This window comes from Streptomyces sp. NPDC058619, assembly GCF_042717785.1.
GTDB lineage: Bacteria > Actinomycetota > Actinomycetes > Streptomycetales > Streptomycetaceae > Streptomyces.
In genome coordinates this window covers 102,956-123,684 of the sequence record NZ_JBHXQN010000010.1, presented here as the reverse complement: position 1 = coordinate 123,684, position 20,729 = coordinate 102,956, and the positions used below count along the sequence as shown (strand labels likewise).

General features: G+C 73.7%; 15 protein-coding genes and 1 pseudogene. 3 read left to right on the top strand and 13 right to left on the bottom strand.

Features of this window, described 5'->3' with window-relative positions; genetic code table 11:
• Window positions 1-150 precede the first annotated feature (150 nt).
• The 10 genes and pseudogenes from ACFWTC_RS13035 to ACFWTC_RS12990 all read right to left on the bottom strand — a co-directional run bounded on the left by ACFWTC_RS13035 (window position 151) and on the right by ACFWTC_RS12990 (window position 14,099).
• The gene (locus tag ACFWTC_RS13035; RefSeq protein WP_383915604.1) at window positions 151-1,425 is read right to left on the bottom strand and encodes an MFS transporter; all 1,275 of its coding nucleotides are present in this window, start codon (window positions 1,423-1,425) and stop codon (window positions 151-153) included.
• 89 nt (window positions 1,426-1,514) lie between these two features.
• Window positions 1,515-2,585, bottom strand: coding sequence for a winged helix DNA-binding domain-containing protein (locus ACFWTC_RS13030; RefSeq protein WP_384027010.1), 1,071 nt, complete (start codon window positions 2,583-2,585; stop codon window positions 1,515-1,517).
• 12 nt (window positions 2,586-2,597) lie between these two features.
• Window positions 2,598-3,242, bottom strand: coding sequence for a 4'-phosphopantetheinyl transferase family protein (locus ACFWTC_RS13025; RefSeq protein WP_383915608.1), 645 nt, complete (start codon window positions 3,240-3,242; stop codon window positions 2,598-2,600).
• Window positions 3,242-7,180: an amino acid adenylation domain-containing protein gene (locus ACFWTC_RS13020; RefSeq protein ID WP_384027012.1), complete on the bottom strand. Its 3,939-nt coding sequence runs from the start codon at window positions 7,178-7,180 to the stop codon at window positions 3,242-3,244. The genes ACFWTC_RS13025 and ACFWTC_RS13020 overlap by 1 nt, the downstream gene beginning before the upstream one ends.
• A 15-nt stretch (window positions 7,181-7,195) precedes the next feature.
• Window positions 7,196-8,407 carry a cytochrome P450 gene (locus tag ACFWTC_RS13015; RefSeq protein WP_384027014.1) on the bottom strand — a complete coding sequence of 404 codons (1,212 nt, stop codon included), beginning with the start codon at window positions 8,405-8,407 and terminating at the stop codon, window positions 7,196-7,198.
• A 1-nt stretch (window position 8,408) separates the two neighbouring features.
• Window positions 8,409-8,591, bottom strand: a pseudogene (locus tag ACFWTC_RS13010) (MbtH family protein); the annotation flags it as partial.
• Window positions 8,592-8,714: 123 nt separating this feature from the next.
• Window positions 8,715-9,464 carry a thioesterase II family protein gene (locus ACFWTC_RS13005; protein ID WP_383915614.1) on the bottom strand — a complete coding sequence of 250 codons (750 nt, stop codon included), beginning with the start codon at window positions 9,462-9,464 and terminating at the stop codon, window positions 8,715-8,717.
• 3 nt (window positions 9,465-9,467) lie between these two features.
• Window positions 9,468-11,456, bottom strand: a complete 1,989-nt coding sequence (locus ACFWTC_RS13000; RefSeq protein ID WP_384027016.1) for a non-ribosomal peptide synthetase — start codon at window positions 11,454-11,456, stop codon at window positions 9,468-9,470.
• Window positions 11,453-12,961 (bottom strand): aldehyde dehydrogenase family protein, encoded by a 1,509-nt coding sequence (locus tag ACFWTC_RS12995; protein ID WP_383915638.1) that lies wholly within the window; start codon window positions 12,959-12,961, stop codon window positions 11,453-11,455. Before ACFWTC_RS12995 ends, ACFWTC_RS13000 begins: the two co-directional genes overlap by 4 nt.
• Before the next feature lie 157 nt (window positions 12,962-13,118).
• Window positions 13,119-14,099 (bottom strand): BTAD domain-containing putative transcriptional regulator, encoded by a 981-nt coding sequence (locus ACFWTC_RS12990; RefSeq protein WP_383915618.1) that lies wholly within the window; start codon window positions 14,097-14,099, stop codon window positions 13,119-13,121.
• Between the two features lie 173 nt (window positions 14,100-14,272).
• Here ACFWTC_RS12990 and ACFWTC_RS12985 point away from each other — a divergent pair, with 173 nt between their 5' ends.
• The 3 genes from ACFWTC_RS12985 to ACFWTC_RS12975 all read left to right on the top strand — a co-directional run bounded on the left by ACFWTC_RS12985 (window position 14,273) and on the right by ACFWTC_RS12975 (window position 17,928).
• A complete protein-coding gene (locus ACFWTC_RS12985; RefSeq protein ID WP_383915620.1) occupies window positions 14,273-15,874 on the top strand; it encodes a tryptophan halogenase family protein in 1,602 nt (533 codons plus the stop codon).
• Between the two features lie 124 nt (window positions 15,875-15,998).
• A complete protein-coding gene (locus ACFWTC_RS12980) occupies window positions 15,999-16,661 on the top strand; it encodes a flavin reductase family protein (RefSeq protein WP_383916785.1) in 663 nt (220 codons plus the stop codon).
• Window positions 16,648-17,928, top strand: coding sequence for a cation:proton antiporter (locus tag ACFWTC_RS12975; RefSeq protein WP_384027018.1), 1,281 nt, complete (start codon window positions 16,648-16,650; stop codon window positions 17,926-17,928). Before ACFWTC_RS12980 ends, ACFWTC_RS12975 begins: the two co-directional genes overlap by 14 nt.
• A gap of 106 nt (window positions 17,929-18,034) precedes the next feature.
• Here the strand turns inward: ACFWTC_RS12975 and ACFWTC_RS12970 are convergent, their stop codons facing one another.
• From ACFWTC_RS12970 to ACFWTC_RS12960, 3 genes are all read right to left on the bottom strand, one after another.
• Window positions 18,035-18,457 carry a universal stress protein gene (locus tag ACFWTC_RS12970; RefSeq protein WP_384027020.1) on the bottom strand — a complete coding sequence of 141 codons (423 nt, stop codon included), beginning with the start codon at window positions 18,455-18,457 and terminating at the stop codon, window positions 18,035-18,037.
• Between the two features lie 9 nt (window positions 18,458-18,466).
• Window positions 18,467-19,984, bottom strand: coding sequence for an APC family permease (locus ACFWTC_RS12965; RefSeq protein WP_383916776.1), 1,518 nt, complete (start codon window positions 19,982-19,984; stop codon window positions 18,467-18,469).
• An 84-nt stretch (window positions 19,985-20,068) separates the two neighbouring features.
• On the bottom strand, window positions 20,069-20,662 hold the full coding sequence (locus ACFWTC_RS12960; protein WP_383916773.1) for a histidine phosphatase family protein: 594 nt from the start codon (window positions 20,660-20,662) through the stop codon (window positions 20,069-20,071).
• Window positions 20,663-20,729: the final 67 nt, after the last annotated feature.

Sequence of the window (20,729 nt, the reverse complement as noted above, 5' to 3'; positions counted from 1 at the left end):
GGGCGGCCGGACGGTACGGGCGCACGCGGTACGGGTGCGGTCCGGGTGCGTTGTCCGGGCGGCGGCCGCGTGGCCGCGGGGTGGTGCGCGGAGCAGTGCGGAGCGGGTGCCGTTCGGCCGGCACCCACTCCCGCACCCCCGGGGTGCCGCTCAGGCAGTGATCTTCGATTCGGCCGCGGCCGGACTGGCTTCCCCGGCGTCGTCGCCGCCGGGCATCTCCTTGATCTTGGAGACCGGTCCGCCCAGCAGCGTCAGTCCGCCGACGATGGTGACGGCGCCGGCCACCGCGAGGCCGGCCGTCAGGCCCACCGCCTCGCCGAGGGCGCCGCCGGCGAAGTAGCCCAGCGACAGGGCGCCGTACACCGCCGAGAGGGCGGTGCCGCTGACGCGGCCCATCTGCTCGTTCGGGGTGACCCCCTGCACGAGGCTGAGCACGTGGATGTCGAACATCGGGGAGACGAAGCCGATGACGGCCTGGACCACGATCAGTCCGACGAAGCCGCCGACGGCGCCGCCCGTCGGGACGAGGATGTAACCGATGCCCAGGACGACCGCGGTCAGCACGAGGACGCGGCCGACGGTCAGGACCTTGGCGACCTGCTCGGAGAGGACCGCGCCGACGATGACGAAGACCGACATGACGGCGAAGGCGATGCCGACCTGGCCGGGGCTCAGGTCGAGCACCTTGTAGGCGTAGACGATCAGCAGGGCGTCGCCCATGGCGGCGCCGAGGTTGACCACGACGTTGGCGGTGAACAGGCCGCGCAGCACCGGGTTCCCGAACAGGGTCCGCATGCCCTCCTTCATCTCCGCCTTGGCGGAGGCCTTCCGCTCCTCGGTCCGCTCGCGGACGTCGCGGTGGCGGATGACGAGCAGGGCGATCAGCGAGATCAGGAAGGTGAACGCGTCGGCGGTGATGGCGCGCGCGGCGCCGAGCATCTGGATGAGCGCACCGCCGGCGCCCGCGCCGACCGCTTCGGCGACGCTGCGGCTGATCTGGAGCTTGGTATTGCCCTCGATGAGGTTCTCGGTACCGATGAGCTGGGGGAGCCAGGACTGGTACGAGACTTCGAAGAAGGTGGTGAGGCAGCCGGTGACCGCCGCCACGATGTAGATGTGGACCATGCTGACGGAGTCGAGGGCGAACGCCAGCGGGATCGTGCCCAGGGCCAGGAAGCGGCCCAGGTCGGCGACGATCATGACGGTGCGCCTCGACACCCGGTCGGCCACCAGCCCCGCGAGCGGGGCGAGCAGCAGGAAGGGGAGGAAGCGCAGCGCGCCCAGCACGCCGACCTCGAAGGCTCCCCCGTCGAGGATCACGACCGCGAGGGTCGGGAGCGCGAGGAGGGAGATCTTGTCGCCGAAATTACTGACGGTCTGCCCGAACCACAGGCGATTGAAATCGGAATGCCGACCGAGTGCCATGTCGACGCCCTTTTCTGATTGGGTACGGAATTGTCGGACGGCACTGACGCTATGGACCCCGAGTTAGCGTCCGGTTATGAATCCGCGGACTATAGGCCTTTTGTAGACAGGCTGTGAGTTCCGCTGGAGAAACGGGCGATGTCGGCGCTCTCGCGGGCGAGGGCGACGGTGACGGCGGGGGTCGGGGGCGCGGCCGAGGGGAACGGCTCGACGTTCACGCCGGCCCCTGCGCGACCCCGCGACCAGGTGCCGACGGCCAGACCGTCGACCAGGACGGTGGCCCGGATCTGCCCGCCGCCGGGCCAGACCCGGCGTTCCTCCGCGGCGGGGACGGACAGGTCCCGGCTGCGGTAGCCGACGAGGTAGTTGTCGTACGCCGGCAGCAGCCGTACGTCCGGTGCCGCGGGGTCGGGCGATGTGGCGGGAGCTCCGTCCCTGCCCTCCCGTACGGCGGCCCAGGCCGCCTTGCCGGCCGTGGTCCTGAGCCCGGACCAGTGGATGAAGTCCAGTGCGTCGCTGGGGCCGTGGGCGAGGCGGTAGCGGCGGGCGAGCTCGCGCGCGGCGGCCGCTCCGGTGAAGGGCGGGGGCCCGCCGGCGGGCAGCCAGTCGTCGAGGAGGACGAAGGTGGCCTCGCCGTCGCGCTGCGGCCCGTGGCAGATCCGGCCGGCCAGCGCCGCGCGGCGGATCAGGTGGAAGGCGGACTGGCCCTTGGGCTCGACCCCCAGGGTGGTGAGCCGGTCGGTGAGCTGGGCGCGGGTCAGCGGCCCCTCGCCGTCGATCGCGTCGGCGATGAGCCGTTCGGAGCGCTCGCACAGGACTTGGTCCAGGCCGAGTTCGCGCAGCCGCCGCGCCGCGAGGGCGAGGTACACCGGCCCGAACAGGGCGAGCAGCCAGCGGGCGTCGGCGGCGGGCACCAGTTGGAGGGTGCCGCGCATGAACCAGCCGCGGACCGCCGTGCGTTCGGTGTCGATGGCCCGCCGCACCGCGTCCAGGGTCAGTCCGCGGGACCGGACCCGCAGCCCGAGCTCCGCCGCGGGCAGGTCCTGGGCCTGGACGGCCAGCACCCGGTCGAGGACGGCGGCGACGGAGTCCTCCCGGACCCCGCCCCCGATCGCCTGTGCGCGTGCCCTGAGCAGCCGGTCGGTCGTGCGTCGTTCCACGGTTCCAGTCTTTCAGCCGAGCAGCCGCAGCCGCGTCTCGTCGCGGGCCGCCACGCATCCGACGGCTCCGTCACCGCCCCAGTCCACCAGGTGCCAGCCCCGCCAGCGGGGCGGCTCCTGCCCATACACGGGAAGGTCGAGGCGGGCCGCCTCGTCCAGCGTGCCCGCCCCGACCTTGACCAGGGACTCCTTTCGCACCCACTGGCGCAGGAAGGCGCGCCGCGGGTCCCCGGCCGCCCGCAGGGCGTCCAGTTCCCTCTCCGTACAGGCCAGTGCGGCCGTCCGCCAGTCCAGCGGGCGGCCGTCCACGGCCTCCAGGTCCACGCCGACCGGGCCGGGCGCCGCCGCGGCCGCGACCCAGCCCCGGGTGTGCGCGAGGCTGACGCCGGTGCCGGGGGCCTCGGCCAGGCTCGGCCTGCCGTGCGGCCGCGTGCACCTCCCGCAGCTCTGGACGACGGTGAGGCTCCGCGCCGGACGGCCCAGGAGCCGCCCGGCGCAGAGCCGGACCAGGGCGTGGGCGGCCAGGAAGTCGTCCCGGTCACCCGCCGACCGCAGGGCGCCGGCCCGGTCCAGTTCGGTACGGGTCAGCAGCTCCCGTACGTCCCCGGCCGCGGCCAGCACCGCTGCGGTCGGCCCCGCCAGTGCCAGACCGGCCATCAGCGCCGGCGGCGCAGCACCGCGTAGTAGCCGGGCAGGCGCAGCGCGTCCGAGTCCGACTGCGGGTCGATGGCGTGCAGTTCTATCGCCTCGTCCTCGACGATCTCCCACGCGTCGGCGCCGAACGCCTCGGCGAGCTCGGGCCGGGTGAAGCGGTGCGAGTGCCGCACGCCGGCCGCTTCCAGCGGTCCGACGAGGTCCTCGGCGCGGCCGCGCTTGCCGCCGACGAACCCGAGGTAGCCGAAGGAGTTGCTGGAGTAGTCGGGCTCGTGGACGATCAGCGTCCCCTCGCTGCCCAGCAGGCGGCCGGCGATGTCGGCGAGCCGGGCCCGGGCCTCGCCGTCCAGGACGTGGAAGACGCCGCGGACGAAGATGTTGTACGGCCCCTCCCCCAGAACGGCCGCCTGGTCGGCGTCGGTCATGTCGATCGCCAGGTAGTCGACGTTGTCGACGCCCTTCGCCTCGCGCTTCGCGTGGTCGATGGCGCTGGCGGAGACGTCGACGCCGATGACCGAGGGGTAGTGCGGGGCGAGTTCGCGGCTGTAGCGGCCGTTGCCGCAGCCGAGGTCGATGACCGGCAGGCCGGACCGGAAGTGGTTCTGCGCCTGGCCGAGCAGCCAGTGGAACTCCTCGCCGCTGTCGGCGTCCCAGATGACGTCGCCGCCCCGGCCGGTGCGCTGGATGCCGGCCCAGTAGCGCTCCCAGGCGTCGCCCGTGTCGCGCTCCTCGGCCTTGCCCGGGGCGGCGCTCTCGTCGCCGGGCGGCGGCGAGTGGCGCTCCCACGCCTCGTCCTCGGCGAGCGCCTCCAGCAGCGCGGTGAACTCCTCGAACATGGAGTCGATTAGCCCGTCGGGGTAGACGGCCGGCAGGAAGTCCCAGTTGAAGGTCAGCCCGTCGGGCTTCTCGAAGACCTGGAAGTCCAGGGAGACCTGCGGGGTCTGGGAGATCCCGTAGACGGGCGCGCCCAGTTCGGTCTCCTCGTACTGCGGCGGGTGGCCGGCCAGGCTGGTCATCACCACGGGCATGGCGGGGGCGAGGGAGCCGCGCAGTTTGGTGAGCTCGCGCAGGACCTGTACGCCGCTGAAGTAGCGGTGTTCCAGGTCGGCCCAGAGCCGGCGCTGGACGGCCTGGGCCCGCCCGGCGAAGGTGCTGTCCTGCTGTTCGACGGCGAGCAGCAGCGTGGTGGTGGTGTCCGCGAGCAGCGCGTTGACCTGCGGGTGCAGCGGAAGCCGGTTGAAGAGGGGGAAGTTGATGGTGAAGCGGGCCTGGCCGGACGCCGTGCCCAGGATCTCGGCGTACGCGGCGGCCAGCACCCCGGAGGGGGTCACCTCGCGGGCGTGTGCCCGCTCCTGGATCCGGGTCCACAGGGCGGGGGCGACGACGTGGCTGCGCCGTTCGAAGCGGACGGGCAGCTCGGGGGCGTCGGCCGGCCGCTCCGGCAGGGCCGGGGCGGGCGGCAGCGTCGCGAGGCGGTCGCGCCAGTACCACTCGGAGCGGCGGTAGAGCTCGCTGTCCCGCAGCGAGTTCCCGACCGCCAGGACGTAGTCGCGGAACGTCAGCTCCAGCGGGGCCAGTTCGGCGCCGGGCTCCACGTAGTAGGTGACCAGGTCCGGAATGAGGACCTGGAAGTAGCTCCAGGCGTCGGCCACCAGGAAGTCCAGCGAGAGGTGGATCCGGGCCCGGCCGCCGCCGAGCAGACTGATCCGTACGTCGAACAGCGGCCAGCTGTCGGCGTCCAGCACTTGGTGGGACAACCGCTCCCGCAGGGACGCCAGTTCCTCGTGGCGGGACTCCTCGTCGAGCCCGCCGAAGTCGGTGACGGGGATCTCGTAGGCCGGGATCTCCTCGAAGACCTGCTGGGTTCCGTCGGGCAGGACCCGGGTGCGCAGCGCGTCGTGGCGTTCGACGAGCCGGCGCCAGGCGCCCTCGAAGCGGGCGACGTCGAGCTGCTCGCTCTCCCACTCGAAGTAGCCGTGGCAGCCGACGTTGCCGAGCTCGACGAGTCCGCCGCGCCCGATCCACAGTGCCTGCTGGCTCTCGGTGAGCGGGAACGGCTCGAAGCGTCCCGCCGGGTCGGGGACGATCGCCGGGAGTCCGCCGAACGAGCCTCGGGCGCCGGAGCGTTCGGTGGTGACGAGGGTGGCGAGTTCGGCGACGGTCGGGTAGGTGGACAGGTCGGAGAGGCTCAGCTCGACGCTGTAGCGGCGGCGGATCTCGTCGATCAGCTGGAAGGCGAGCAGGGAGTGTCCGCCCAGCTCGAAGAAGTTGTCGTGGATGCCGACGCCGTCGGTGCGGAACGCCTCGGCCCACAGGCGGGTGAGGCCGTCCTCGACCTCGTTGCGGGGGGCCTCGTACCCGGCGCCCACGCCGTCGCGGCCCTCCGGGGGCTCGGGCAGGCTGCGCCGGTCGAGCTTGCCGTTGGGCAGGCGCGGGAGGGCCGGCAGGACGACGACGGAGGCCGGGACCATGTAGTAGGGCAGGGTGCGGGCGACGTCCGCGCGCACCGCGGCCGGGTCGGGCGCGGCCGCGCCGTCCGCCGACACGTAGGCGACGAGGCGCTTGTCGCCCGGGCCGCGCTCCTGGGTGACGACGACGGCCTCGGCGATCCCGTCGAGGCGGGCGATGTGCGTCTCCACCTCACCGAGTTCGACGCGGAAGCCGCGGATCTTCACCTGGGAGTCGGAGCGGCCGAGCAGTTCCACGGCCCCGTCCTCGCGGCGCCGCGCGAGGTCGCCCGTGTCGTAGAGCACCGGGTGCGGGTCGTCGGCGAGGAAGTTGGGGTGGAACTTGGCGGCGGTGAGCTCGGGGCGGCCGTGGTAGCCGGCCGCGACGCCGGCGCCGGAGACGTGCAGTCGGCCGACCTCGCCCTCGGGCACCGGGGCGCCGTCCTCGTCCAGGAGGTGGACGCGGAGGTTGGCGATGGGCACGCCGACGGGGACCTGGCGGGTGGCCCGCACCTCGTCGGGGGTGGCCTGGCTGGTGAAGTCGGTGCCGGCCCCGAGGTCGAGGCAGGACAGCACGTTGGTGGTCTCGGTGGTGCCGTACGTCATGACGACCCGGAAGGGGGTCTCGACGGGCGGCCAGCTGTGGACCCGCTCGGCCGTGGTCACCAGGATCCGAAGCGCCGTGTCCGCGGGCCACTCCAGACCCCAGGCGGGCTCGGCGAGGGCGGCCACCAGCATGGTGTGGGTGATGCCCTCGCCCACCAGCCAGTCGCGGATCTGCTCCGGGGTCTGTGCCTGACCGGCCTCCGGGATGTGGATCGCGGCGCCGGCCGGCAGGTAGGCGAGCCACTCCATGATCTGGACGGCGAAGCCGGGCGTGGACATCCAGGAGGCGCGGTCGCCCTCCCGGACCCCGTACGCCCGCCGGGTCCAGTGCACGAGGTTGGTGAGCGCGCCGTGGCGTTCCAGGACCGCCTTGGGGGTGCCGGTGGAGCCGGAGGTGTAGATGAGGTGGCTGACGGTGTCCGGCCCGGTCACGACCCCGGGAGCGGTGTCGGGCAGGCCCTGGCCGGCGGCGAACACCTCGGCCTGCGGCACGTCCTGCGGTATCCGGCGGCCGAGCTCGGCCGGGGTGAGGACCAGCAGCGGCGCGGCGTCCGCGATCATCGCGGCGAGCCGGTCGTCGGGGTTGACGGGGTCGAGGGCGACGACCGCGGCGCCCGACTTGAGGACGGCGAGGGAGCCGATGACGTACTCGGCGCCGCGCGGGTAGCAGAGCCCGACCCGTTCGCCGGCGGCGGCGCCGCGGGCGATCAGGGCGTGGGCCAGCCGGTTGGTGACGGCCTCCAGTTCGGCGTACGTCCAGGAGCGGTCGCCCTGCGCGAGGGCCGTGGCCCGGGGGGTGCGGGCGGCCTGCTCGGCGAGCAGCTCGGGGTATCCGGTGGCGGGGAACGCCGTGTCGGAACGGTTGAAGTCGACGAGTGCGGTGGTCACAGTGCGGGCCCTTTCTTACTTCGCGAAGGCTCGGCTGCGCAGCAGCCGCACGGGGAGACTGTTGATCCCCCAGGTGAAGTTGGACGAGTTGAAGGTGGCGGGTCCGGTCAGCTCGAAGCCATCCAGGACGGTGAGCATCTCGGTGAGCAGCGCCCCGAGTTCGAAGCGGGCCAGGCGGGCGCCGAGGCACAGGTGGCGGCCGTGGCCGAAGGCGACGTGCCGGTTGGGCCGGCGGTCGACGCGGAAGGCGTGCGGGTCGGCGAAGAGGTCCTCGTCCCGGTTGGCCGAGACGTTCCAGAGGGTGACCCGGTCGCCCTCGGCGATGCGGGTCCCGTTGATCTCGGTGTCGCGTACGGCGGTGCGCAGGGCGTGCACGCCGGGGGTGGTCCAGCGCAAGATCTCCTCGACGGCCGGGGCGACGCCCTCGGGCCCCAGGCCCCGCAGCAGCCGCCACTGGTCGGGGTGCTCGGCGAACATGTGCACGGCGCCGGCGGCCGAGTAGCGGGTGGTCTCGTTGGCGCCGGAGAGGACGCCGTTGAGGTTGAAGACGATCTCCTCGTCGCTGAGCGGCCGTTCGGTGCCGTCGCCCTCGTCGACGAGGGTGTCGTGGGCGATCTGGCTGACCAGGTCGTCGCCGGGGCGCACGCGCCGTTCGGCCAGCAGCTCGATGAAGTAGAGGAAGATCTCCGAGTGCGCGTTGGTGCGGACCGCCTCGTCCGGCGAGTCGAAGGCGCCGGTGGTCAGGGCTCCGATCCACGCCCAGTCGGCGCGCGGGATGCCCATCATGGCGCAGACGACCCGGTTGGGGAGCTGCTTGGCGAGGTCGATGAAGTCCAGCTCGTCGCGTTCGGCGGCCTCGGACACCAGCTCGCCGACGACCTTCTCCACGAGCGCTTCCAGGCGGGGCATCTGCTGCGGGCCGAACGCCTGGTAGAGCGCGCGCTTGAGACGGGTGTGGTGCGGGACGTCGGAGACGATCAGCATGCGCTGGGCGACGGCGGCGACGGCGGCCGGGTCGCTGCCCAGCCGCATGCCGCGCGCCGAGCTGAAGGTGTCGCTGTCCGCGTAGACCTTCACGATGTCGCGGTGCTTGCTCAGCACCCAGAAGCCGTCGTCGCCGCCGGGCTCGGGGTGCCAGTGGACCGGCGCGTTGGCCCGCAGCCAGGTGAAGGCGGGCCAGAAGTCGTTGCGGGCGAAGGGGCCCGGGTCGAGCAGGTCGATCTTCATCTCAGGCTCCTCGCAGGCTGAGCGGGCGGGTGTCGGGCCAGTGCGCGTCCACGAACGCGGCGCACGCGTCCTCGGTGCCGTCGAAACCGGCCGGGGTCCAGCCGTCGGGCGTCTCGCGCGTGGCGGGGTACAGCGCGTACTGCCCCTCGTGGTTCACGAGGACCTGATGGGTGGTGGGCACGGTGTCCTCCGGGCTGGGGCGGGCGGATGCGGGTGGGCGGGGCGTGCGGGTGCGGGGGGGCGTGCGGACGTGTGCGGGGGGCGCGGGGCGTGCGGATGCGGGCGGGGCGTGCGGGCGTGCCGTTCGTCAGGGGGTGGGGGCGAGCGGGGCGCCCTCTCCCCGCAGCAGCCCGGCCAGGTGTTCCAGTACGGGCTCGGGGCGCCGCAGGACGGCGTGGTGGCCGCCGGTGGTGCGGTGCCGGGCGAATCCGGCGGTGGTGACGGCGGCCCAGCCGTCGAGCTCCTCGGAGCTGACGGTCTCGTCGCCGTCGGCGCCCCAGGCGTGCACCGGCACGTCGAGGCGGTCGCCGGGGCGGTGGACGTAACTCAGCGACAGCCGGGCGTCCTTGCGGAGCATCGCGACCATCAGGTCGCGGGTGGCCTCGTCGAGGAGCGCGGGGTCGACGCCCGCCGTGTCGAAGAGCTTGTCCAGTTCCTCCGCGTCGTCGACGATGCCCCGGCCGGCCCCGTCCCAGAAGCCGGGGGCCCGGCAGCCGCTGACCACCAGGGCCCGCGGCCGCACCAGGCGGGAGAGTTCGTAGCCGAGGAGCCCGCCGAAGCTGTGGCCGAAGACGATCAGCGGCCGGTCGGCGGCGACGGTGGCCGCCAGCTCCTTGGCGGCGGCGGCGACGGCCTCCCCGAAGGTGTCCGGCATGGGCTCGCGCCAGCGGTTCTCCCGGCCCGGCAGCTGTACGCCGTACACCTGCGCGGTGCCGGCCAGCTTGGGCTGCCAGGAGCGGAACTGCTGGCAGCCGGCCCCGGCCGGGGGCAGGCAGAGCAGCGCCGGGAGGGCGGCGTCCGCCGGATCGGCGCTCCAGGTCGAGATCCAGGTGCCCACGGCTCAGGCCCCCTCGGCGGAGTCGTCGGCGGCCGGTGCTTCCCGGGCGGCGAGGAGCCGGTCGAGTTCGGCGGCGAACTCCGAGGCCGTCGGCCGGTCCAGCAGCGTGTCCAGGCCGACGCGCAGGCCGGTGATCCGGCGCAGCTCGGACACCGCCCGGGCCGCGGCCAGGGAGTGGCCGCCCAGCTCGAAGAAGTCGGCGCGCAGGTCCGGCACCTCGATGGCGAGCACCTCGGCCCAGACGCCCGACACCAGGCGCTCGGTCGGGGTGGCCGCGGCGAACGCCCCGCGCGGGTCCGCGCCGGGCTCCGGCGCCTCCGGGGCGGACAGGGCCAGGGACAGCGCCTCGCGGTCGGCCTTGCCGGTGGTCAGGGTCGGGATCCGGTCGAGGACCCGTACGGTGCCCGGCACGGCGGCCGCGGGCAGCTGCTTGCGGCAGCGCTCCACGACGCGGGCGGACAGCCCGGCCGGGTCGGCGCCGGGAGCGGCGACCACGGCGAGTCCGAGGGCCTCGCCCGAGGCGAGCGGGCAGCAGGCCGCGGCGACGACCTCGGGGAGTTCGGCGGCGACCCGCTCCACCTCGCCCAGTTCGATGCGGTGTCCGCGGATCTTGACCTGGTCGTCCCGGCGGCCCCGGTACTCCAGTTCGCCGCCGGTGCGGCGGACGACGACGTCGCCGGTGCGGTACATGCGGGTGCCGCCGCCCAGGAAGGGGTCGGGCAGGAACCGGCTCGCGGTGAGTCCGGGGCGCCTGCGGTAGCCGCGCGCGACGGCGGGCCCGCCGAGGTACAGCTCGCCCTCGGTGCCGGCGGGTACCGGGAGCAGGTCCTCGTCCAGGACGTAGGCCCGGTAGCCGGGGAGCGGTCGCCCGATGGTGCTCACGTCGTCACCCCGTTTGCTGTCGGCCCAGGTCGCGGCGATGGTCACCTCCGTCGGCCCGTACACGTTCAGCAGGCGGCGGCCGCGGGCGTACCGCTCGGCCAGCGCGGCCGGGCAGGCCTCGCCGGCGACGAAGACCACCTCCGCCGAGTCGAGTCCGGCTCCGTGCGCGGCCAGCAGGGAGGGGGTGAGGGAGACGGTGCGCAGACCGGCGGGCAGGGCCTCGCGGCCCTCCGCGGCGGCCGCGCGCAGTCCGTCGAGGGAGAGGTCGACCAGGGCCACGCCCTGGCCGTGGGTGAGGTAGAGCAGGGTGCACCAGAGCCAGCCGTCGAAGGCGGGCGAGACGGCGTTGAGCCCGAGCCCGCCGGGCGGCAGTCCGAGCCCGACGAGGGCCTCGACGAAGGTGTCCAGGCCCCGGTAGGTGACCTCGACGCCCTTGGGGCGGCCGGTGGTTCCGGAGGTGTAGATGAGGTACGCGCAGCCGTCGGCGGCCGGTACGGACACCGCGAGCGGGCCGGGCGCAGTGCGGCGGACGTCGGTGGGGGTCAGCAGGTGGGCCGCGCCCGGCTCCAGTCCGTCGGGCGCCGCGGGGGCGACCAGTACGGCGGCGTCGGCGTCGCGCAGCACGTGGCCGAGGCGCTCGACCGGGTGGCCGGGGTCCAGCGGGACGGCGGTCGCGCCGAGGCTCCAGACGGCGAGGAGGGCGGGCACGCTTTCCCGGGAGCGGCCGAGGAGCAGTCCGACCGAGGTTTCCGGGCCGACGCCGGCGGCGGCGAGCGCGGTGGCGTAGCGGGCGGTGCGGGTGGTGAGCGCCGCGTAGGTGAGGGTGCCGTCCGAGGCCTTGACGGCGTACTCGTCGGGCTGCTCGCGGGTCCACCGCTCCAGCCGTGCGAACAGCGGCGGGAGCGTCTCGGCCGCGGGCCGCCCGGCGGCGGCGCTCGGAGTGCCCTCGGCCGCAGTGCCCGCGTCCGGGACACCGGCCGTCGGGCCGACCTCCGCCCACCCGGCGGGTGCCAGGTCGAACCGCTCCGGGTCGGCGGGGGTCGGGGTGTCGTCTGCCGGTACGCCGGGGGCGTTGGCGCCCCCGGGGTACGCGGCGGTCCGCTCGGTCATCCGTCGTTCCTCTCCGTGTCCGCGGGGCGGGCGGCCGCGGTGGACCGCAGCCGCGGGCCCACCACCTGGCCGCCGCCCTGGGGCAGTTGCATCGACTTGGTCTCCAGGAAGGCCTCCAGGCCGGCCGTGCCGCACTCGCGGCCGATCCCGGACTGCTTGAAGCCGCCGAACGGGGCGGCCGGGTTGAACTGGCCGCCGTTCACGTCGACCAGACCGGAGCGGAAGCGGCGCGCGACCCGCTCGGCGCGGGCGCCGTCGCCGGACCAGACCGCGCCGTGCAGCCCGTAGCGGGTGCCGTTGACGATCCGGACCGCCTCGTCCTCGTCGTCGTACGGGATGACCGAGAGCACGGGGCCGAAGATCTCCTCCTGGCCGATCGTGGTCAGCGGGTCCACGTCGGCGAAGATCGTCGGCTGGACGTAGTAGCCGGTGGCGAGTCCGGCGGGCCGGCCGGCGCCGCCGCGGACCAGGCGCGCACCGCCCTCCTCGATGCCGCGGCGGATGTACTCGGTGACGCGGGCGTGCGCGTCCGCGGACACCAGCGGGCCGAGGTCGGTCGCGGGGTCGCGCGGATCGCCGGTGACGTAGCCGTCCATGGCCTGCCCGGCGAGCTGTACGGCCTCGTCCTGGCGGGAGCGGGGCACCAGCAGCCGGCTCCACTGCAGGCAGGTCTGGCCGGTGTTGAAGAGCATCTGGTCGACGGTGGCGGCGACGGACGCCGCCAGGTCCGCGTCGTCCAGGACGAGGCTGGCGTTCTTACCGCCGAGTTCGAGGTGGACTCGCTTGATGCGGTCGGCGCCCAGTGCGGAGACCTCGCGGCCGGCCCGGGTGGATCCCGTCAGGGAGACCACGTCGACCAGCGGGTGGGTCACCAGGGCGGTGCCGACGGTGGGTCCGGTGCCGACGACCATGTTGAAGACGCCGGGCGGCAGATCGGCCTCGGCGATCGCCTCGGCGAGCAGCCGGGCGTGCAGCGGGGTGATCTCGCTGGGCTTGTGCACCACGGTGCAGCCAGCCGCCAGCGCGGGGAGGATCTTCTGCACCGTCAGGAGCAGCGGGGTGTTCCACGGGGTGATGCAGGCGGCCACTCCGGCCGCCTCGCGCACCACCAGGGAGTGGCCCACGCGCTGCTCGAAGGCGTACGAGGCCGCGGTCTCCACGCAGTGGGCGGCCATGCCGAGGGAGAGCCCGACGTGGGTCTGGCGTGCCATCCTGGCGGGCGCCCCGACTTCCGCGGTGATCACGTCGGCGAAGCGGTCGGCCCGCACCTCCATGGCCTCGACCACCCGGCGCAGCAGGGCGGCCCGTTCGCGGGGCGGGGTGGCGGCCCAGCGCTCGAAGGCGCCGGCGGCGGCGCGCGCCGCGAGGTCGGCGTCGCGGACGCTGCCCGCGGGCACGGTGGCCAGGGCCCGTTCGGTACTGGGGTCGGTCACGACGAGGCGGCCGTCGGCGTCGGAGGCGGTCCAGGCGCCGCCGATCCACTGGTCGTCGTAGCGCGGGGGCAGGGGGGTCCCGCCCGGGTCGGTTCTGCGCAGGCCGGAGTCCTGCGGCGCGGTGGGCACGGTCAGCACGGTCACGGTGGAGTCCTCACTCGGTCACGGAAATCGCGGGGATCGCGGGGATCGCTGCGTCGCGGAATCACGCGGGCGCCCGGACGGCGGCTCAGTCGGCCGCGCGGGCCAGGGCGGCCGGGGCCCTGTTGTCGGGCCGGGCCCGCCGCACCGGGCGGGCGAGGGCGGTCGTACGGGGATCCGCGCCCCACGCCGTGGCGGCGGCGGGCCGGCGGGCCGGGGACCGCAGCGCGCGGACGGTGGCGGGGGCGCCGGAGGGGGCGGCGTCGGGGGCGGAGGTCCGGGCGGCGGCCGGGATCAGGGCGCGCAGGAGCTGCTGGGTCTCGTGGCCGGGCGCCACGGCCAGCTCGTCGCGCATCCGGCGGGCGCACAGCTCGTACCAGCGCCGCACGCAGGCTAGTTCGCCCCGGCGGCCGTGCGCGGACATCAGCGCGCGGTACGTCTCCTCGTGGTGCCGGTCGATCTCCAGCGTGCGCATGCAGAGCTCTATCAGCTCGACCGCGTCCTCGCGGGCCTCGGCGTCGGTGCGCAGCACGCCGAGGGCCCGCAGTGCGAGCGCCCTGAGGTACTCGCGCTGTTCGACGACCCAGTCGGCGTTCTCGCCGCGCAGGAACTCCCCGCCGTACAGGTCGAGCGCCGCCCGCAGCCGGGTCCGGGCGAGCGGGGCGTCCCGGGCCACGGAGGCCCGCAGGCCGGTGTGCACGAGCTCCTGGAACCGGTCGAGGTCGGACCACAGGCCGTTGACGTGCAGGACGTAGCCGAAGTCGCGGTAGACCAGCCGGATCCCGGAGTCGCCCGGCCGGTCGGGGTGCGCGTCGAGCACCCGGCGCAGGGCGTGGGCCGCCACCTTCAGGGAGCTGCCCGAGGTGCTGTCGGTGCCGGGCCACAAGGACTCGTAGAGCCGGTCGCGGGTGAGCATCTGGCCGCGGTGGACCACGAGGTACTGGAACAGGCCACGGGCCTTGCCGGCCCTCCAGCGCTCCACGCGGGCGCCGTTGACGGTCAGTTCGAAGTCGCCGAGGAACCGGACCCGTACCCTCGGCTCCGCTGTCTCGATCGCTGCGGTGCTCATGGAGCCCTCCCCGTGGTCTGCGCCTGCCGCTCTGCCTGCGACGAGTGTGTTCGGGGGGGCTACAAGCTCTCTACAACGGCCGGAAGCGCACTGTGTAGAACGGTGAAAGGCCGGTTCTCCACCCTGATGAGCACGACCACCCGAACCGCCGACTCCGAAATGAGGGCTGTTTCATGACCAGCACCGACACCCGGCTTCAGAAGGTCGTCATCCTGGGCGGCGGCACGGCCGGCTGGATGACCGCCGCGTATCTCGGGAAGGCGCTCCAGGGCACGGTCGACATCACCGTCCTCGAGGCGCCCTCCATTCCGCGCATCGGCGTCGGCGAGGCCACGGTGCCCAACCTGCAGCGGTCGTTCTTCGACTACCTGGGCATCGCCGAGGACGAGTGGATGAGGGAGTGCAACGCCAGTTTCAAGATGGCCGTGCGCTTCGTCAACTGGCGCACCGGAGGGCAGGGCGAGGCGACGGCGCGCGAGCTGCCCGGCGGTGGCCCGGACCACTTCTACCACCCCTTCGGACTGCTCCCGGACTACGACCACACCCCGCTGTCGCACTACTGGTTCAAGCGGAAGTACGAGGGCCGAACCACCGAGCCGTTCGACTACGCCTGCTTCCGCGAACCCCCCGTGATGGACGCGATGAAGGCCCCGCGCTGGCTCGACGGCCGCCCGGCCACCCGGTACGCGTGGCACTTCGACGCCCAGCTCGTGGCCGACTTCCTGCGCCGCTTCGCCACGGAGAAGCAGGGCGTCAAGCACGTGCAGGACGAGATGACGCGCGTCGAACAGGACGACCGCGGCTACGTGACCCGCCTGCACACCAAGGGCGGACTCGCCCTGGAGGCCGACCTGTTCGTGGACTGCTCGGGCTTCCGCGGTCTGCTCATCAACCAGGCGCTGGCGGAGCCGTTCATCGACATGAGCGACCACCTGCTGTGCGACAGCGCGGTGGCCACCGCCGTCCCGCACGACGACGAGGCGAACGGCGTGGAGCCGTACACCTCGTCGATCGCGATGTCCTCCGGCTGGGCCTGGAAGATCCCCATGCTGGGGCGCTTCGGCACCGGCTACGTGTACTCCAGCAAGTTCACCGACCAGGACGCCGCCACCCGCGAGTTCGCGGACATGTGGGGCCTGGACGTGGAGGAGACGAAGTTCAACCACATCCGCTTCCGCGTCGGCCGCAACCGCCGCGCGTGGGTGAAGAACGTCGTCAGCATCGGCCTGTCGTCCTGCTTCCTGGAGCCGCTGGAGTCGACCGGGATCTACTTCATCACCGCGGCGATCTACCAGCTGGCCAAGCACTTCCCGGACAAGACCTTCAACAAGGGTCTGATCGACAGCTTCAACAACGAGATCGAGGTGATGTTCGACGACACCCGCGACTTCATCCAGGCGCACTTCTTCTACGCGCCGCGCAACGACACCCCGTTCTGGCAGGCGCAGAAGACGCTGACCCTCCCGGACAACATCCAGCAGAAGATCTCCGCCTACAAGGCCGGACTGCCCATCAACTCGCCGATCACCGACGAGTCCACGTACTACGGCAACTTCGAGGCGGAGTTCCGCAACTTCTGGACGAACGGCAGCTACTACTGCATCTTCGCGGGCCTCGGCCTCGAACCGGACGCCCCGCTGCCCTCCCTCGCCCACCGGCCGGAATCGGTCGCCGGCGCCGAGCCGCTCTTCGACACCGTCAAGCGCCAGCAGCAGAACCTGCTGGAGACCCTGCCCAGCGCATACGACTACCTGCGCCAACTGCACGGCGCGTAAGGCCTCCCGGCCGCCGCGCCCGCCCCACGGGCGCGGCGGCCGGCCCCCCGCTCCCACGGCCCGGCAGCACGGCTCTCCCGCCGGCTGCCGGGCCGCAGTGTTTCAGCCACCTCAGGAGTCAGACATGCCCCACCACTCCGCGCCCCATCCCACCGCACCACAGCAGGCGCCGCCCTCGCCGCCGGACGCCCCGGACGAGTCCGCGGCCACCGTCGGCCGGCGGGCCGACCTGCGCCCCTTCATGGCCGCCTTCCCCACCGGGGTGTCCGTCGTCACCACCCTGGACTCCGACGCCGCGCCCCACGGCCTGACCTGCAGCTCCGTGGCCAGCGTCGCACTGGAGCCGCCCACCCTCGTGGTGTGCATACGGGCCGCGAGCCCGACACTCGCCGTGCTCCTCGCCCAGGGCCACTTCGCCCTCAACCTGCTCCACGAGCGGGCCCGCGGCACCTCCGACCTGTTCGCCTCCGGAGCGGCCGACCGCTTCGACCGCACCGAGTGGCGGCTGCCGCTGGGCGCGGGCGGCCCGCACCTCACCGAGGACGCCCACGCCGTCGCGGACTGCACCGTGGTGCGGACCGTCGGCTTCGGGGACCACACCGCCGTGTTCGCCGAGGTCGGACGGGTGACCGTACGGGACGATCCGCAGCCGCTGCTGTACGGACTGCGCCGCTACGCGCTCTGGTCCGAGGCCGCCTCGGCGCCGCCGCCGGCCGCCGCCCTGCCCGCCGTCCCGCTCGTCCGGCCCGCCGCCACCGCCGAAGGAGGTACCCGTGTCATCCGCTGACCCGATGCCCGCGCTCCTGGTCGCCGTTCCCGTGGTGATCCTCGCCTGCCAGGCGGGGGCCGCCCTCTTCCGCCGCTTCGGCCAGCCGCCGGTGGTCGGCGAGATCGCCACCGGCATCCTGCTCGGCCCCTCGCTGCTGGGCTGGCTCTGGCCGGACGCCCAGCACTGGCTCTTCCCGCCGGCCGTGCTGCCGTACACCTCCGTGCTCGGCCAGCTCGGACTGCTGGCCTTCATGTTCCTGGTCGGGCTGGAACTCGACCTTAAGAGCCTGCGCGGACACACCCGCGTCGCGGTGGCCGTCAGTCAGGCCGGGATGCTGCTGCCCCTGGCCCTCGGCGCGCTCCTCGCGGTCGCGATGTACGGCGACTTCGCGCCGGACGGGGTGGGCCAGGTGCCGTTCACCCTGTTCATCGCGGTGGCCATGAGCATCACCGCGTTCCCCGTACTGGCCCGGATCCTCATCGACCGGGGGCTGTACGGGACCCCGCTCGGCGCGCTCGCCATGGCCTGCGCGGCCGTGGACGACGTCGTCGCGTGGTGCCTGCTCGCCCTGGTGGTGGCCCTGTCCTCCGCCGGCTCCCCGATGGAGGCGGCGACCACCGCGGCGCTCGCCGTGGCCTTCACCCTCGTCATGTTCTACCTGGTCAGGCCGCTCCTGGCCCGCTGGGCGGCCCGTGCCGAGCGGTACCAGGACGGGATCGTGCTCGTCGCGCTGTTCAGCGGGCTGAGCCTGTCGGCGCTGGCCACGGACCGGATCGGCGTGCACGCCCTGTTCGGCGCGTTCCTGTTCGGGGTCGTCACCCCGCGCACGGGCCACCGCATCGAGGCGTCCGCGGCGCGGCTGCGTGCCTTCACCGTGCCCGTGCTGCTGCCGCTGTTCTTCGTCCACACGGGACTGCGCACGGACATCGGGGGCCTGACGGCCACACCCGAGCTCTGGCTCTGGGCGGCGGCGATCCTCGTGGTGGCCGTCCTCGGCAAATGGGGCGGCGCGACGGCCGCGGCCCGCGCCTGCGGCAGACCCTGGCGGGAGTCGATGTCGATCGGGGCGCTGATGAACTGCCGGGGGCTGACCGAGCTGGTGGTCCTCAACGTCGGCCTCGAACTCGGCGTCATCGGGCCGGAGCTGTTCACCATGCTCGTGCTGATGGCGCTGGTGACGACGGCCGTCACCAGCCCGGCCCTGACCCTGCTCCGCTCCGGGAAGGCGCCCCGACCGGCCGCCCCGGTCAAACCCGTGCCCGAGAACGCGCTCTCCGGCCCCTGACGGGCGGCCGGGCCCGGCGCCGCCGCGGTGCGGTCCCCGCGTACGGGACCGCACCGCGGACGGCGGCCGTCACCGCGGGAGGGTGCGGTGCCGGGGCCGTACGGCATCAGGGCCCGTTCTCGGTCGGTACGCACAGCACCGGGACCGGCGAGAGGTGCAGCAGCTTGTGCGGGGTGGAACCCAACAGGGCGCCCCGGATCGGGCTGTCCCCCCAGCTGCCGACGATGATCACCCGGGCGTCGTGCCGCTCGGCGGCGTCGAGCAGGGCCTGCGCGGGCTTCTCGTCGACCACCTCGACCGCGGACGGCACGCCGGCCGCGTCGGCCGCCTCGACGGCGTGCGCCAGGGCGCTGCGGCCCGCCTGCCGGACGGCTTCGCGGTGGGCGCGGTACTCCTCCCCGGTGGAGCCGGGGGCGGCGGCGCCGAAGACGAGGACGAGGGGCTCCCCGAAGGCCGCCGCGACCTCCAGCGCCACCTGCAGGGCACGTTCCGCACCGGGCGACTCGTCGTACCCCAGGACGACGGACATCGGGCCTCCTCAGGATTTCTTCGCGTGGACGAGTTCCGGGTCGGCCACGCTGCGCCGCTCCTGCCAGAACCTGCCGTCCCGTACCCGCCAGAAACACATGACGAGCACGCCGACGACGGCGATCGCGATGCCGATGACCAGGGGCGGGCCGAGCCCGAACCAGGAGATGCCGCCGGCCGAGTTCTCCGGGTTCGCCATGTCGCCGATCGACTCCACGAGCAGCCACGCCAGCAGTCCGGCCCCGACCACCGGGCCGAGCCCGATGAGCACGAAGTTGTGCACGTTCTCCAGCAGGTGACGGCGGTAGTAGACGGCGCAGGCCAGCCCGGTGAGCGCGTAGTAGAACGCGATGAGCAGGGAGAGCGCGGTCAGCGAGTCCAGCAGCGCGTTCTCGCTGATCTGGTTGACGACGAGGTACCAGCCGATCGCGATGCCGGCCACCCACCACGTGCTCAGGTCGGGGGTCCGGAACCGCGGGTGGATGTGCGCGAGCCGCGTCGGCAGCGCGTGCCGGCGGGCCATCGACAGGGCCGTCCGGGAGGCCGGGATGATCGTGGTCTGCGTCGAGGCGAGCGCGGAGGTGCAGACGGCGAGGAGCACCACCCAGTCCCAGCCGCCCATGACCTCGTGGGCGAGGACCGCGAAGACGGCCTCCTCCTCGGAGGCGTTCTCGGCGAGGAAGACGGTGCCGGCGTACGCGACGACGGCGAAGCCCACCGCCAGGTAGGTCACCAGCAGCACCACGGTCGACCAGATCCCGGCCTTGCCGGGGGCGGTGGCGGAGTTCTCGACCTCTTCGGTGAGGTTGACCGCGGATTCCCAGCCCCAGTAGATGAACACGCCGAGCAGCAGTCCCCCGGTGAGCGCGGCGCCGCCGGCTCCGAACGGGTTGAGCCAGGCCGCGGACGGCTTGATCGAGTCGAGGGTGCTGGTGTCGGCGTAGACGCGGTAGAGGGCCACGACGGCGAAGACCAGGAGGAAGAAGACCTGGGCGAGGATCAGCACGTTCTGCAGCTTGGCGGACATCTCGGTGCCGATGACGCAGATGGCGGTCATCACCAGGATCACCAGGACGGCGAGGCCCTGGCGGACGAGCGCGTTGGTGGCCCAGCCGTCGAGACCCGCGGCGAGCAGGCCGAAGTGGACGGCCACGTCGGCGAGCGAGCCGATGACGAGGACTCCGGTCATCGCGATCGCCCAGCCGCCGAGCCACCCCGCCCAGGGCCCCATGGCCCGGGTGACCCACGAGAACGTCGTCCCGCAGTCCTGGTCGACCTTGTTCAGGTAGTAGAAGGCGGCGGCGATCAGCAGCATCGGGACGAAGGACGCCAGCATCACGCCGGGGGCGTAGATCCCGACCAGGGCCACGATCGGGCCGATCACCGCTGCCAGGGAGTACGCGGGCGAAGTGGAGTTCAGGCCGATGACGAGCGCGTCGAGGAACCCGATCGCGTTGGCCTTCAGCCCCGCTTCCGGGACCCGGGTCTCCGGTCCGCCGCCACCGCCCGCACCGTCGTCGTGGGCCATGTACGCATCGTCGCCCCGGGCCCGCGTCCGCGCGAGGCGAGCGGCCGGGAACAGGGCCGGCCGGGCGGGCCGGCGCCGGGCGGGTCAGGGGTGGGTGTTCCAGCCGGCGATCACCGGGAGCCCGTGCTCGGTGGACAGCACGCTGACCGTGCCGGTGCGGAGCAGGAACAGCCGGCCCTGCTCGGGACCGAGCCCCAGGTAGCGGGCGGTCAGGACGCGCAGGAAGTGACCGTGGGCCACCACGACGGCGTTCCCGGCGTCCGCCCGGAGCACCGGGGCGATCCGGGCCAGGACGCGGTCCGCCCGGGCGCCCACCTGGGCGGCGCTCTCCCCGGGGTGCTCGGCGTCGCCGGGGGGCACCCCGTCGGTCCACAGCGACCAGTCGGGGACGGTGCGCCGGATCTCGGCGGTGGTGACGCCCTCGTAGCCGCCGTAGTCCCACTCGTACAGGTCGGGGTCGGTCACCCCGCCGGTGAGGCCCGCGAGCTGCGCGGTGGCCACCGCCCTGCGCAGCGGGCTGGTCAGCACCAGTGCCGGGTGCCGGTCGCGGAAGAAGGGGGCGAGCGAGATGGCCTCCTCGACGCCGCGCGCGGTCAGCGGCACGTCGGTGCGCCCGGTGTGCCGCCCGTTGGCGCTCCACGCCGTTTCTCCGTGCCTCACCAACAGCAGGTCGCTCATCCTCCGGACCCTACGCCCTGCGGCCCGCGCGAAGCCCCCCGGCCCTCCCGGCATGTCGGCCCGGGAC